Genomic DNA, 13,246 nt, shown 5'->3' on the forward strand with positions numbered 1-13,246 from the left:
GTGGGGCCGAGCAGGCCGCTGGTGACGATGCCGATGTCGTGGCCTTCGAAGGACTGCAGCAGCGTGCCGTCGCGCACCGGAATGCGCTCGAGCGCGACGAGGCCCACGCGCTTGCGCTTCAGCGTGTCGTGGTCGGTGTGGCCGGCGGCGCCTGCCGTCGCGGCGGCGAGTTGGGCGAGGATTCTTGCCGCGCCCGGAAAGCCGCCTTCGCGCGCGCCGCGGCGCGGCGCACCTTCTGCATCGCCCAGTTGAGCGACGCCTCGACCGGCGTGGTGGTGGTGTCGATGTCGTTGCCGTACAGGCACAGGCCGGCTTCGAGCCGCAGCGAATTGCGCGCGCCCAGGCCGACGGGCTTGACCTCGGGCTGGGCCAGCAGCAGGCGGGCGAGGGCGTCGGCGTCGCTGGCGGCCACCGAGATTTCGAAGCCGTCTTCACCGGTGTAGCCGCTGCGCGTGACGAAGGCCGGAATGCCGCCGATCCGCACCGCGCCGCCGGTCATGAACACGAAGCGCTCGATGCCGGGCGACAGCCGCGCCAGCGTGGCGGCGGCCTGCGGGCCCTGCAGCGCGAGCAGGGCGTGGTCGGGCAGGGGCTGCACGCTGCAGCGGGCGCCGATCTTCTGCTGGATGTGGGCGATGTCGGCCACCTTGCAGGCGCCGTTGACGATCACGAAGAGCGAGCCATTGCCTTCGTTGAAGAACATCAGGTCGTCCAGGATGCCGCCCTCGTCGTTCAGCAGCAGGCCGTAGCGCTGCTTGCCGGCGGGCAGGTCGATCACGTCGACAGGCATCAGGGTCTCGAAGGCGGCGGCGGCGTCGGGGCCGACAAGGCGCAACTGGCCCATGTGGGAGATGTCGAACAGGCCGGCCGCATCGCGCGTGTGCTTGTGCTCGGCCATGAGGCCGGCGGGGTACTGCACCGGCATCGAGTAGCCGGCAAAGGGCACCATGCGGGCGCCGAGCGCCACGTGGAGGTCGTACAGCGGCGTCTTGAGGAGGGGAGCGGAGGCTGCGGAATCGGCGGAAGAGGAAGCCATGGGGCGCTCCAGGGGGCAAAAGGGGCAGACGAATTCCATGACGCAAGCCATGGGCCACCCCTGCTGTCCGCTTTACCTGAGAGATTCGCCCCACGATCGGGGTTTGCTCCTTCGGTGGGCCGCTGCGCGTGGGCAACGGCCTCTCTCCAGCAAGGAAACGCCGGTGTTCACCGGCGCCTTGTCAGTCCTTTTGCCTGAGCGTTCGGGAAACCCCTGCGCCTTCGGCGGCCCCGGCTGGCGGGGCTCTCTCCTGACATCGGGGAGTGTAGTTGATGCGCGGGCGGATTCGGCTCAGTGAACGATCTCGGCCGGCGGCAAGAGCTTGTCGATCCGCTCGCGCAGCGACTCGGCGCGCTCGGGGCCGGCCGACTTCTCGATTTCCGTGAGCATCAGCGCCGCGATGGTCAGCATCGCCTCGCGGTCGCGCGCTTCGCGCAGGGCGTCGCGCATCTGCAGCGCGAACTTCGGGTCGCGGCGCACGAACATGCGCTCGCAGATGTCGAACAGGAACATGCGCGTGGTGGCCAGCGAGCGCTTGCCGTCGAAGGTGTCGGCCGAAGTGGCGATCTGGATCGGCTCGGCCGCGGCGATCGGCTCGGGTTGGGCCGGCGCCGGCGCAACAGGGGGCGCGACCGCGGCCTTCGGGGTCTGCAGATAGCCGCGCTGCACCAGCGCCTGGATCGCTTGCGCGGCTTCGTCCTTGGTGCTGAACAGCGGACTGAAATCGGTCAGCGAGCGTCGGCCATCGGCCATGAGCAGCAGCGCGCGCTCGCGCTGGCTGAGCGTGCGCTGTCCGCCCTGGAGTTCGTCGCGCGCCTTGTCGGTCTTGGTAGGGAACATGGCAGCCACAGCTTTCGGAGATCGAGGGCTGAAGCATCGTTGCAAGCAGTGACATCTTCATGAACCCTTTTCGCTTAAGGAAAAGGCGGCGGTCGCGAGCGATTTCCGATACCGCAACGGCCCTGCCCGGAGGTATGCTCCGGCTCCGCGGAGGGGTTCACCAGATGCTTCCCATCGTCTTTGCGCTCACGGCCACCGTCCTGCTGCTGGTGTGGATGGGCTTTTTCATGATGGGCTCGCTGCCGCTGCTCATCCTCAAGCACGACACGCCGCTGGACTCGCGCTTCATCCGGGGCCTGTTCAACGTCTACTACATGGCGGTGACGCTGACGGCCAGCGCGGCGGCGCTCTGCTATGCGTGGTCGGGCAAACCGGTCTTTGCCGTGGGCATGGCGTTCATTGCGGGCCTGGCGTTCTCGCTGCGCCGCTGGCTCGTCATTCCGCGCATGGACCTGCTGCGCGGCACGATCCCGGCGGTCGATCTGTCGGCCCGGCAGTTCCGCCAGCTTCACATCGCGGGGATGGCGCTCAACGTGGTGCAACTGGGCACCGTGGCCTGGGCCTTGACCAAGCTGGGGCTGTGAGCCAGCCCCCGCATGCGCATCGATCAGCCGCCCGCGCTTTCCTTCCTGATCAGCCACTGGCTGCCCACGCGCTGCAGCTCCAGCGTCTTGCGGCCCGTTTCCTTCACCTTGTCGGCGCGGTAGAGCTGCTTGAATTTCGCGCTCGCGGCCTGCCCGTTGACGCTGATCACGAGGTCTTCGATGCCCACGCTGATGCTCGACTTTTCCGTGATGCGCGCGCGCCGGTCGGTCTCCCAGCGCTTGCGGTCCTGGTTGCGCGGCGGCGTGAAGTCGGGCGCGTAGGCGGCGAGGTAGCGGTCTGTGTCGCGGGCCGACCAGGCGGCGGCCCAGGCGCGCACGGCGGCCTCGACTTCGGCGATGCTGGCCGTGGGGCCGGTGCCGGCGCCTGCGTGGCGGCCGGCGTTGCCGCTGCGGCGGGGGCCGTCGGCGTGGCCGCGAATGCGGCCGTGGCCAGCAGGCCGCCAGCCACGAGGCAGGTCAAGGATCGGTTCATGGCGCGGTTCCCTCTTTGTCAGTGATCGGCGTCGAGCCCGACGCAGATTCTGGCAGCGAAAGAACGCGCGCCGCACCGGCTTCCAGCGTTCAGGCCGCCGCGCCTTCCGCCTCGGCCGGCACCACTTGCATCGACCGGTTGCGCAGCCGCAGCGCCAGCACCGTCGCCACGCACAGCACGCACAGCACGGCCGTGAGCGTGACGCCGAGCCCGCGCGCATCGGACAGCATGCCGAACAGCGGCGACACCAGCCCGCCCACCGACAGCGCCAGCCCCAGCGTGATGCCGCTGGCCGTGGCCGGGTTGCGCGGCAGGTAGTCTTGCGCCAGCGTCACCTGCGCGGCAAAGGGCAGGAACATGCACATGCCGAGCAGCGCCGTGCAGGCCAGCGCCCAGCCGGCGCTCGGCGCAAGCACCAGGCCCGCGAGCGAAGGCAGCGCGAGCAGGTAGCCGGCGCGGATGGTGCCCATGCGGCCGATGCGGTCGCCCAGCCAGCCGCCGAGCAGCGTACCCACGGCGCCCGCGGCGGTGAACGAGGTCAGCGCCGCCGCGCCCTGGAAGGCCGTGCCGTGCAGGTCGCGCGTGATGCGCAGCGACAGCATCGACAGCACCGTGACGTACGGGATCGACCAGCCCACGATGGTCAGCACCAGCAGGCTGAAGGCGCGCCAGTCGTTGTGCGGCTTCAGCACATGGCCGGCCGCCTTGCGCGCGGCGGCGGCGGCCGTGGCGGCGGCCGCTGCGTTGCGCCCGGTGTTCGCGACCACCCACACGACGCCCATCGCCAGCGCCGGCACGGCCAGCAGGTAGCTGCGCGACAAGCTTCCGCCGCCGACCACGGTGGCCGCCAGCACCGGCGCGAACGACGCGCCGATGGTGCCGCCCACCGAGAACACGCTCATCGCCTTCTGCGACGCGCCGCCGGCCGCGCGCGCGCCACGGTGGCGGGCGGGTGGTAGGCCGCGATGCCCAGCCCGCACAGCGCGGTGGCGATCCAGGTCAGCAGGTAGCTCTGGCTGATGCCCGCCAGCACCACGCCCAGCGCGGCCACCAGGAAGCCCGTGGGCACCAGCCAGCTGCGCGGATGCCGGTCGGCATACAGGCCGAACAGCGGCTGCACCACGCTCGACAGGCCCGTGGCCGCCAGCATCAGCCCGGCCACGGCCGTGTAGCTGTAGCCGCGCTCCAGCACCATGAACGGCAGCAGGGCGGGCACGAGGCCCTGATAAAGGTCATTGACGGCATGGGTGCCCGTGAGCAGCCCGAGTCGGCGCTTGTTCATTCGATCGCTTCTTTCATTTCCTGGAGAAAAAAGCATCGTAGGAAGCCGTGCGAAGATGTTCTTGCTACGAATCAACAAGCATCGTCGAGAAATGGACAAAGCCATCAACCTGCGTCCCGAAGAGGGCGAGTCGACCCCGCGCGCCGTCGCGGTGCTGGCGACCGACCCTGCCGGCGACGCCTTCATTCCGTCGCACGCGCACCGGCGCGACCAGCTGATCCACGCGATCTCGGGCGTGATGCTGGTGAGCGCCGCGGCCGGCAGCTGGGTGGTGCCGACCGGGCGCGGCGTGTGGGTGCCGGGGGGCATGGCGCACCAGATCCGCATGGCGGGCGAGGTGCAGATGCGCACCGTGTTCGTCGAGCCGGGCACGCGCGCGCATTTGGGTGCCGAGTGCCGCGTGATCCATGTGGGCGCGCTGCTGCGCGAGCTGATCGTCACCGCCGTGGCGCTGCCGCTGGACTACGCGCCGGGTGGCCGCGACGAGCGCGTGATGGAGCTGATCCTCGACGAGATCGAGGCCGCGCCCGCGCTGTCGCTGCATGTGCCGATGCCGCGCCATGCGCGCCTGGCCGTGCTGTGCGAGGAACTGGTGCGCGACCCCTCGCTGCCCGCCACGCTGGACGACTGGGCGCTGCGCCTGCACATGAACACGCGCACGCTCGCGCGCCTGTTCCAGCGCGAGACGGGCATGAACTTCGGGGCGTGGTGCCGGCAGGCGCGGCTGCTGCTGAGCCTGCCCCGGCTGGCGGCGGGTGCGTCGATTCTGGAGGTGGCGCTGGCGCACGGCTACGAGAGCCCGAGCGCCTTCACAGCCATGTTCCGGCGCACGCTGGGCGTGCCGCCCAGCGTGTACCTGCGCCGCGTGCCGTAGAAACTACCTGGCGTAGACCAGGTCGCGCAGCGCCAGCGACACCCACGGCACGTAGGTGATCACCATCAGGCAGGCCAGGATCACGAGCACGAAAGGCACCAGGTGCCGCACGATGCGGTCCAGCGATATTCGCGCCACCGTGCAGGCCGCGAACAGGTTCACGCCGAAGGGCGGCGTGATCATGCCCAGCGCCAGGTTCACCACCATGATCAGGCCGAAGTGCACCGGGTCGATGCCGAAGTGCACCGCCACCGGCGCCAGGATCGGCGCCAGCACGATGATGGCCGCGCTCGTCTCGATGAACATGCCGATCACGAACAGCGCCGCGTTCACGCCCAGCAGGAACATCGCCGGCGACTTCAGCACTTCCTGCAGCCAGTGGCCGATGGCGTCGGGCACGCCCGCGCGGGTGATCAGGAACGCGAACAGCCCGGCGTTGGCGATGATGAACATGATCACCGCCGACGACAGCACCGACTTGCGCAAGATGACGTACAGGTCCTTCAGCTTGATCTCGCGGTAGATCCCCACGCCCACCACCAGCGCATAGAACACCGCCACCGCCGAGGCTTCGGTCGGCGTGAAGATCCCGCCGTAGATGCCCCCGAGGATGATCACGGGCATCAGCAGCGCCCAGCCGGCCTGCCACAGCGCGCGGCCGAAGGGCATGCGGCCTTCGCCGTCGGTCTTGCCCCAGCCCTTCCACTTGCAGTAGACCCACACGAACAGCATGAGCGCCAGGCTGATCAGGATGCCGGGGCCGAAGCCCGCGATGAACAGCTCGCCGATGGACACTTCGGCGCTCACGCCGTAGAGAATCATCGGAATCGACGGCGGAATGATCACGCCCAGCTCCGCGCTGGTGGCCTGCAGGGCCGCCGCGTACGAGGTCGGGTAGCCGTGCTTGATGAGCGCCGGGATCAGGATGGCGCCGATCGCGAAGGTGGTGGCCACCGACGAGCCCGACACCGCCGCGAAGATCATGCAGGTGAGCACGCAGGTCATCGGCAGGCCGCCCTGCACGCCGCCCACGATGCTCTTGGCGAACTCCACCAGCCGGCGCGAGATGCCGCCCGTTTCCATCAGGTTGCCCGCCAGGATGAAGAACGGAATGGCCGCCAGCGGAAACTTGTTGATCGCGTTGAACATCTCCTTCACGGAGATCAGCATGTTGGCGTTCGTCACCTGGATCCCCAGGATCGACGCCAAGCCGATGGACACCGCCACCGAGACCGACAGTGCAAAACACAGCACCATCGTTGCAACCATCACGACACTCATTGCGCGGTCTCCAGTTCGAGCCGCTTCGGGTCGAGAAAATTACCGACGATGCCAAACAGGCAGAACAGCGAGCCGACCGGCATTGCCAGGTACGACCACATCATCGAGAGGCTTTCGAGCCCGGCCATCGATTGCACGCGCCCGCGCATCGCATAGTCCCAGCCCCACCAGAGGATGACCAGCATCAGCGCCAGCGCGGTGATGCTCACCACCGCGTCGAGCACGCGGCGGATGCGCGGCGGGCTCCAGCGGTAGAGCACGTCCACGCTCACCATCGCGCCCTGGCGAAATGCCATCGGGATGCCGAGGAACACCATCCAGATGAGGCTCACGCGGATCAGGATCTCGCTCCATTCGGCCGGTTGCTCCAGCACGAAACGGGTGACGATCTGGAACACGCCCAGGGCCGATGCCACGACCAGCATCACGCAGGCCAATGCCATCGAGACGCCGGTGGTCCAGCGCTCGATGCCGAGGAATCGGTCTTTCACTTGTAGTCGCGGATCTTGTCGAGATTCGCCTTGCCGAATTCCTTCTCGAACTGGGCATTGACCGGCGCGAGCGCGGCGACGAACTTGGCCTTGTCGACGTTGTCGATCACGGTCATGCCCTTGGCGCGCAGGTCGGCCACGCCCTTGGCGTCGTCTTCGTCGACACGCGCGCGGTTGGCCTTGGTGCCTTCCTTGGCGGCTTCGAGGAACGCCGTCTTGTCGGCAGCGCTGAGCTTGTCGAAGCTCGCCTTGTTCATCAGGAAGATGCAGGGCGAGTAGACGTGGCCCGTGAGCGACAGGTGCTTTTGCACCTGGTCGAACTTGGCCGAGATGATGACCGGCAGCGGGTTCTCCTGGCCGTCGACCGTGCCTTGCTGCAGCGCGGTGAACACTTCGGGGAAGGCCATCGGCGTGGTGATGATGCCGAAGCCCTTGTAGGCCGCGATGTGCACCGGGTTTTCCATCGTGCGCATCTTCAGGCCCTTCAGGTCTTCGGGGGCCTTCACGTCACGCTTGCTGTTGGTCATGTGGCGAAAGCCGTTCTCGGCCCAGGCCAGCGCCTTGAAGCCCTTGGCGTCGAACTTGGTCAGCATTTCCTGGCCGATCGGGCCGTCGAGCACGGCGCGCGCGTGGGCCTTGTCGCGGAACAGGAAAGGCACGTCGAGGATCTTGGTCTCGGGCACGAAGTTCGGCACCGGGCCGGTCGAGGAGAACGCCAGCTCCTGCGTGCCCAGCTGCACCGCCTCGATCGACTCGCGCTCGCCGCCGAGCGAGCCGTTGTAGAAGGTCTGGACCTTGTAGCGGCCCCCCGTGCGCTTCTCGACTTCCTTGGCGAAGGTGTCGATGGCCACGCCCTGGTGGGAGTTCTGCGCGGTCGAGATGCTGATCTTCATCGTCGTCTGCGCGAAGGCGACCGAGCTGAGGGCGAGCGAAAGGCAAGCGGCGGCGATGGGGCCGAATTTCATGGTGTCTCCGGGGAGTTGTGGTCAGGAACGCGTCAGGCGCGCTTGCCTGACTATGCAACACCGGGGAGCGTCACCGCGTCGGGATTTTCACGGACGTACTCGCGAATCACCGCCTCGAAGCTCTCGTCGGCCGCAAGCCCCAGCGCCCGTGCGCGCGCCGTCTCGAAGTGGCCGGGCCAGGTCTTCACGATGCGCTGGATGGTTGCGTCGGGCGTGCGGTCGAGCAGGGCGGTGGCGGCCTTGCCCGCCACGCGCTCCAGCGCCGCGGCCATGTCGCCCACGGTGGTGGCCAGCGACGGCAGGTTGAGCGCGGTGCGCGGCCCCCATTGGGCGTCGGTCGCCTCGGCGGCGCGCACGATGCCTTCGATGGTGCGCGCGGGTGACGCAATGGCGACAGGCGTTGCGTCGGGCACGGGGCAGGCGGCGCGCAGGCCGGCCAGCGGCTCGCGGATCATGCCGCTGAAGAAACCCGAGGCCGCGCCGTTGGGCTTGCCCGGCCGCACGCTCACCGTCATGAGCCGCACGCTGCGCCCGCGCACGAAGCCCTTGCGCGTGAAATCGGCCACCAGCTGTTCACCGATGAATTTCTGGATGCCGTAGCTGGTCTGCGGCGTGGGCAGCGTGTGGTCTTCGATCATCGGGGGCAGCGGCTGCTCGGGCGAGTCGCCGAACACCGCGAGCGAGCTGGCGAAGACGAGCACCGGCTTCGTGCCGAGTGCCCGCAGCCGCTCGAGCAGCGCGTGCGTGGCCGCGAAGTTGCTGCGCATGCCCAGGTCGAAGTCGGCCTCGCACTCGCCGCTGACGGCGGCGGCCAGGTGGAAGACGGCGTCGGCCTCGCGCCAGAAGGGGGCGTCTGCATCGGCCGCGAGCTGGGCGTTCAGGTCGCCGGTGACGGCGGTGATGCGTGCGTCGGCCGCGAGGTCGGCGGGGGGCGCGGCGCGGTCGACGAGCGTGATGCGTTCGATGGCTCGCGCCGGCGCGCCGGCCAGCGAGAGCCGGCCTTGCTTGAGCAGGGTGCGGGCAAGGCGCGCGCCCAGGAAGCCGGCGCCGCCGGTGATGACGATGTGCATGGGGGGTGTCTCCTGGCTTTGGTGAGCCCGAAGAATACGCAAAGCGAGCAAAGTGCGCGTGGACCGCCGATATAGTGTGGCCCGTTCGAGAGTCACCCGCCGCACGGCGGGGCATACAAAGAAAAAGAGGGAACACCATGAAGCTGCGAGCGACGGTGCGGAGATGAGCGAGCTGCACCGCAATCCCTATGCCGCACCCGCCGCTGCGCTCGAGAGGCCACGCGCAGCGTTGCTGCCCGCGAGGAGGCCGATCACGGCCTGGCTCGTGCAACTGCTGTCCGTCGTCGTGTGCGGGTTGTCGGTGACGGGTTTGTGGGGCCTAACTGTTCACCTGGTGCAGAACCCGCAGTTCGAGTGGGCAGTTGCACCGGCGTTCTTCGAATACGCATTCCGGCTTGGTTTCGTCGCGTGTGCAGTGGGCGCCTTGGTTGGTACGCAGCGGCGAGCGGCCTATGGACGATGGTCGGGATTGCTGCTGCTCGCCGGTGTGGTCGTGCTGATTGGCTATCTCAAGTTCGGGGGGCATGTCTCGTCCTCGAGCACCTCGTATTGGCGCCTTGCGCCAACGACCGACGACTCCGCGGAAGCCGTGGGCATCGTGCTGCTGTTCTGCATCCTGGCCTGCTGGGCATACGCCTTCGGCTTCTCGGCCAAGGCCCGCAAGTTTTTCTGTGTCGCGCCTGTGGCCGAGTCCACCAACGCTCGCTAAAGTCTGGGGCAAGAGGAGGACATATGGACAAACGGTTCGAAGCGACGGATGCGGTGAAGGGCATCGACCCAGACCTTGTCGGGGGCGACGGCTTCAGCTGGCAGGCGACTTTGTTGGCGGCGATGGTGGGCGTTGGGGGCCAAGCCTATCTGGACACCCTGTTCTCCAACGCGACGATGTGGCTCATGAAGGCGCAGGGCTATTCACAGAAGGAAATCTACGCCGAGATCTACGGCTATGCGCTGACGCCCCGTTTCGCGCTGATCCTCATCATCGACTTTTGCGTGCAGATGGCGGCCGGCCGCGTCGCCGCATCGTTCGCGCCGAGCAAGCCGTATCTGCATGCCACCGTGACGGGGTTGCTGGTCACTTCCTTCGTCGTGATCATGATGTTCGGCCAGCCGCAGGGCTCGGTGCCGACCTGGTATGCGGTCATGGCGCTTTGCATGCCGATGGTTGGCGGCCTGCTTGGCGCGCTTTCGTGGGGGAGTCGGGGTCCGTTGAGGTTCCGTCCATGACGACGACGGCATTTCCCCCCGACTTTCTGGCGACGCTGCGCCAGCCGGTGCTGCGCGATGCCGACCTCGATACGCAGCCTTCGTTCTTCACGCGCGAGGACGTCAGGGATTTCTATCTCTCGGTGGTGAACGACCCGGGGAAGGACGACGTGCTGCGCATTGCCGCAACGCTGCTGCCCGACCTGCACCCGCATCGCGCCGCGTTGCTGGCGTTGTTCTGCGGCGCCCTCGTGGAAAACGGGGCCGACCCGCACCTGTTGTTCGATGCGGCGCAGCGGCTCATGGGGCAGTTGCTCGCGTCGCTCGAGCCCTTTTGCGCGACGGAGCCGCAGGAGGAAGACGAGGATGAACAGGACGAAGAAGACCCCGACCTGGCCGCCTGGGAAGCCGCCAACGCCGCGCTCGATGCATTGAAGCCCCAGGAGCGCTTCGAGGTCGGAGCCCGCCAGGCCTCGGTCGACCTGCTGGTGCTGCCGTTGATGGCGATGGTCATGCGCGACGTGCGCAACCACCGCGCGCTGTTGGCTGACGGCGAGCTGGTGACGCGCATCGACGCGATGAGCACGAGCGACACGCTGCCTTTCGAGCAACTGCATTTCTTGCGGGGCGCCGCGCAACTGGCCTACGAAGACGAACTCGTCGTGTTGCTGCCCACGTCGCGCGCCGGCATGGTCGTGAAGGCCCATGGCCTCAACAACAACTTCCACGCGTTCTCGCTCCTGCAGGACTTGATGCGGGAACACGCCAAGGCGCTCGGCATCCGGCAGCCCGTGGCCGAGGCCCGAGAGGATGAAGACGACGAGCCTCGACCCAGCGACTGCGCCGAATACCTCTGGCTGCAGGCCACCGCCTTCGCCAAGGGCGAACTGGTCGATCGCATGGCGTGGTCCTGGGGCGAAGGCACGCTGCGCGAAAACGTCCGTCGGCAGGGCCGGCTGGTGCTCGTCGCATTGGAGACGGAAGACAAGCCCGGTCGCAGCTGGACCGGGTTCAACCACGTGCTTCACTCCGAGCAGAAAGCGCACGTGTCGCTCGTTCGCTTTCTGACGCCCGAAGAGGTGGCTGCGTACCTGGCCTGAGGCATTGCCGGTTTCGTCCCGAAGAATGCCCCCCGTCAGCGCTCATTGTGCGCAGGGCATCGGGTGACTCCCGCAGCGAAATAAAGGAGGAGGCCGCAGGCCGGGGGACATTCGCGGAGGGAGTCACCCGGTGTCCTTCGCACTCGCCCTGAACGCCTCCGCGGCAGAAACAAAAAAGCCCTCCGAAGAGGGCTTTTCAAGTTCGCACGGCGGGCGCCTTACATGCCCACGTAGTTCGGCCCGCCACCACCTTCAGGCGTCACCCACACGATGTTCTGCGTCGGATCCTTGATGTCGCAGGTCTTGCAGTGCACGCAGTTCTGCGCGTTGATCTGCAGGCGCTGCTTGCCGTCGTCGGTGCCCACGAACTCGTACACGCCGGCCGGGCAGTAGCGGCTCTCGGGTCCCGCGAACTTCTCGAGGTTGATGTTCACCGGCACCGTCGCATCCTTCAGCGTCAGGTGGGCCGGTTGCTGCTCTTCATGGTTCGTGTTGCTGATGAACACGCTGGAGAGCCGGTCGAAGGTGAGCTTGCCGTCGGGCTTCGGATAGACGATGGGCTTGCACTCGGCCGCCGGCTTCAGGTACAGGTGGTCGGCCTTGGTGCGGCGCAGCGTCCACGGAATGTTGCCCTTCAGCAGCCATTGCTCGATGCCGTTCATCAGCGTGGCAATGCCCAGGCCCTTCTTGAACCAGGCCTTGAAGTTGCGCGCCTTCTTCAGCTCGGCGTGCAGCCAGCTCTTCTCGAACGCGGCCGGGTAGGCCGTGAGCTCGTCGTGCTGGCGGCCGGCCTGCACCGCGTCGAACGCGGCCTCGGCGCACAGCATGCCCGTCTTGATGGCGGCGTGGCTGCCCTTGATGCGGCTCACGTTCAGGTAGCCGGCCTCGCAGCCGACCAGCGCGCCGCCCGGGAACACCGTCTTGGGCAGCGACATCAGGCCGCCGGCCGTGATGGCGCGCGCGCCGTAGCCGATGCGCTTGGCCGGCTTGATGCCCTTGGCCTCGTCGCCTTCGAGGTACCAGCGGATGTTGGGGTGCAGCTTCCAGCGCTGCATTTCCTCGAACGGGCTCAGGTACGGGTTGCTGTAGTCCAGGCCGGTGATGAAGCCCATGGTGACCTTGTTGTCCTCCATGTGGTACAGGAACGCACCGCCGTAGGTGTCGCTCTTCATCGGCCAGCCGGCCGTGTGCAGCACGAAGCCGGGCTGGTGGCGCTTGGGGTCGATTTCCCAGACTTCCTTCACGCCCAGGCCGTAGGTCTGCGGGTCCTTGCCGGCGTCGAGCTTGTACCTGGCGATGAGCTGGCGGCCCAGGTGGCCGCGCGCGCCTTCGGCAAACACCGTGTACTTGCCCAGCAGTTCCATGCCGAGCTGGAAGTTCTCGGTCGGCTCGCCGTCCTTGCCCACGCCCATGTTGCCCGTGGCCACGCCGCGCACCGAGCCGTCTTCGTTGTAGAGCACCTCGGCGGCGGGGAAGCCGGGGAAGATTTCCACGCCCAGGTTCTCTGCCTGCTGTGCCAGCCACTTGGTGAACGCGCCCAGGCTGATGATGTAGTTGCCGTGGTTCTGGAAGCACGCCGGCAGGAACGCGTTGGGCGTGCGCAGGCTGCCCTTTTCGCCCAGGAATACCATGCGTCGTCGGTGACGGGCTGGTTCAGCGGGGCGCCCAGTTCCTTCCAGTCGGGCAGCAGTTCGTTGAGCGCGCGCGGGTCCATGATGGCGCCCGACAGGATGTGCGCGCCGGGCTCGGAACCCTTTTCGAGCACCACGACCGAGATCTCTTTTTCATGCTGCGCGGCAAGCTGCTTGAGCCGGATCGCGGTCGAGAGGCCGGCCGGGCCGCCGCCGACCACGACCACGTCGTATTCCATGGCTTCGCGAGGGCCGAACTGGGCGAGGATTTCGTCGTGGGTCATGTGGGTTGGATCGATAATGATTTTTCGAGGCGCGGGGCATCCCGGGTTGCGGGGCATTTTATGCGGCGTCCGCGGGCGATCCGTGTCGCTCTTGGACAGGGCTCCCCGC

11 protein-coding genes, 3 pseudogenes and 2 riboswitches are annotated in these 13,246 nt (G+C 67.6%); of the genes and pseudogenes, 5 read left to right on the forward strand and 9 right to left on the reverse strand.

What is annotated here, in order from left to right:
• Positions 1 to 1,036, reverse strand: a pseudogene (gcvT, locus tag BMG07_RS08885) (glycine cleavage system aminomethyltransferase GcvT); the annotation flags it as partial.
• Positions 1,037 to 1,089: 53 nt separating this feature from the next.
• Positions 1,090 to 1,196, reverse strand: a riboswitch (glycine riboswitch).
• A gap of 12 nt (positions 1,197 to 1,208) precedes the next feature.
• Positions 1,209 to 1,299: riboswitch (glycine riboswitch) on the reverse strand.
• A gap of 28 nt (positions 1,300 to 1,327) precedes the next feature.
• Complete coding sequence (locus BMG07_RS08890; RefSeq protein WP_198084243.1) at positions 1,328 to 1,876, reverse strand: hypothetical protein; 549 nt, start codon at positions 1,874 to 1,876, stop codon at positions 1,328 to 1,330.
• Between the two features lie 164 nt (positions 1,877 to 2,040).
• On the opposite strand from BMG07_RS08890, the gene BMG07_RS08895 reads away from it, so the two are divergent.
• Positions 2,041 to 2,460: a hypothetical protein gene (locus BMG07_RS08895; RefSeq protein ID WP_198084244.1), complete on the forward strand. Its 420-nt coding sequence runs from the start codon at positions 2,041 to 2,043 to the stop codon at positions 2,458 to 2,460.
• A gap of 23 nt (positions 2,461 to 2,483) precedes the next feature.
• Here BMG07_RS08895 and BMG07_RS08900 read toward each other — a convergent pair whose 3' ends face one another.
• Both BMG07_RS08900 and BMG07_RS44765 read right to left on the reverse strand, forming a co-directional pair.
• Positions 2,484 to 2,798 (reverse strand): hypothetical protein, encoded by a 315-nt coding sequence (locus tag BMG07_RS08900; protein ID WP_198084245.1) that lies wholly within the window; start codon positions 2,796 to 2,798, stop codon positions 2,484 to 2,486.
• A gap of 244 nt (positions 2,799 to 3,042) precedes the next feature.
• Positions 3,043 to 4,421, reverse strand: a pseudogene (locus BMG07_RS44765) (MFS transporter).
• Between BMG07_RS44765 and BMG07_RS08910 the strand changes: the two are divergent.
• The gene (locus BMG07_RS08910) at positions 4,327 to 5,109 is read left to right on the forward strand and encodes a helix-turn-helix domain-containing protein (RefSeq protein WP_198084246.1); all 783 of its coding nucleotides are present in this window, start codon (positions 4,327 to 4,329) and stop codon (positions 5,107 to 5,109) included. The pseudogene BMG07_RS44765 and the gene BMG07_RS08910 overlap by 95 nt on opposite strands.
• Before the next feature lie 3 nt (positions 5,110 to 5,112).
• On the opposite strand, the gene BMG07_RS08915 is transcribed toward BMG07_RS08910, so the two are convergent.
• The 4 genes from BMG07_RS08915 to denD are packed head-to-tail and all read right to left on the reverse strand — an operon-like array spanning position 5,113 to position 8,916.
• Positions 5,113 to 6,390 carry a TRAP transporter large permease gene (locus tag BMG07_RS08915; protein WP_198084247.1) on the reverse strand — a complete coding sequence of 426 codons (1,278 nt, stop codon included), beginning with the start codon at positions 6,388 to 6,390 and terminating at the stop codon, positions 5,113 to 5,115.
• Positions 6,387 to 6,881 carry a TRAP transporter small permease gene (locus BMG07_RS08920; RefSeq protein ID WP_198084248.1) on the reverse strand — a complete coding sequence of 165 codons (495 nt, stop codon included), beginning with the start codon at positions 6,879 to 6,881 and terminating at the stop codon, positions 6,387 to 6,389. The genes BMG07_RS08915 and BMG07_RS08920 overlap by 4 nt, the downstream gene beginning before the upstream one ends.
• Complete coding sequence (locus BMG07_RS08925) at positions 6,878 to 7,846, reverse strand: TRAP transporter substrate-binding protein (protein WP_198084249.1); 969 nt, start codon at positions 7,844 to 7,846, stop codon at positions 6,878 to 6,880. The genes BMG07_RS08920 and BMG07_RS08925 overlap by 4 nt, the downstream gene beginning before the upstream one ends.
• A 50-nt stretch (positions 7,847 to 7,896) precedes the next feature.
• Positions 7,897 to 8,916, reverse strand: coding sequence for a D-erythronate dehydrogenase (gene denD / locus BMG07_RS08930; protein WP_198084250.1), 1,020 nt, complete (start codon positions 8,914 to 8,916; stop codon positions 7,897 to 7,899).
• 163 nt (positions 8,917 to 9,079) lie between these two features.
• Here denD and BMG07_RS08935 point away from each other — a divergent pair, with 163 nt between their 5' ends.
• The 3 genes from BMG07_RS08935 to BMG07_RS08945 are packed head-to-tail and all read left to right on the forward strand — an operon-like array spanning position 9,080 to position 11,222.
• Positions 9,080 to 9,625, forward strand: coding sequence for a hypothetical protein (locus tag BMG07_RS08935; RefSeq protein WP_198084251.1), 546 nt, complete (start codon positions 9,080 to 9,082; stop codon positions 9,623 to 9,625).
• Between the two features lie 23 nt (positions 9,626 to 9,648).
• The gene (locus BMG07_RS08940) at positions 9,649 to 10,143 is read left to right on the forward strand and encodes a hypothetical protein (RefSeq protein WP_198084252.1); all 495 of its coding nucleotides are present in this window, start codon (positions 9,649 to 9,651) and stop codon (positions 10,141 to 10,143) included.
• Positions 10,140 to 11,222, forward strand: coding sequence for a hypothetical protein (locus BMG07_RS08945; protein ID WP_269758788.1), 1,083 nt, complete (start codon positions 10,140 to 10,142; stop codon positions 11,220 to 11,222). The genes BMG07_RS08940 and BMG07_RS08945 overlap by 4 nt, the downstream gene beginning before the upstream one ends.
• A gap of 218 nt (positions 11,223 to 11,440) precedes the next feature.
• Here BMG07_RS08945 and BMG07_RS08950 read toward each other — a convergent pair.
• Positions 11,441 to 13,137, reverse strand: a pseudogene (locus tag BMG07_RS08950) (electron transfer flavoprotein-ubiquinone oxidoreductase).
• Between the last annotated feature and the right edge of the window lie 109 nt (positions 13,138 to 13,246).

This window comes from Variovorax sp. E3 (genome assembly GCF_016082275.1).
In the GTDB taxonomy this organism is placed as follows: Bacteria; Pseudomonadota; Gammaproteobacteria; order Burkholderiales; family Burkholderiaceae_C; genus Variovorax.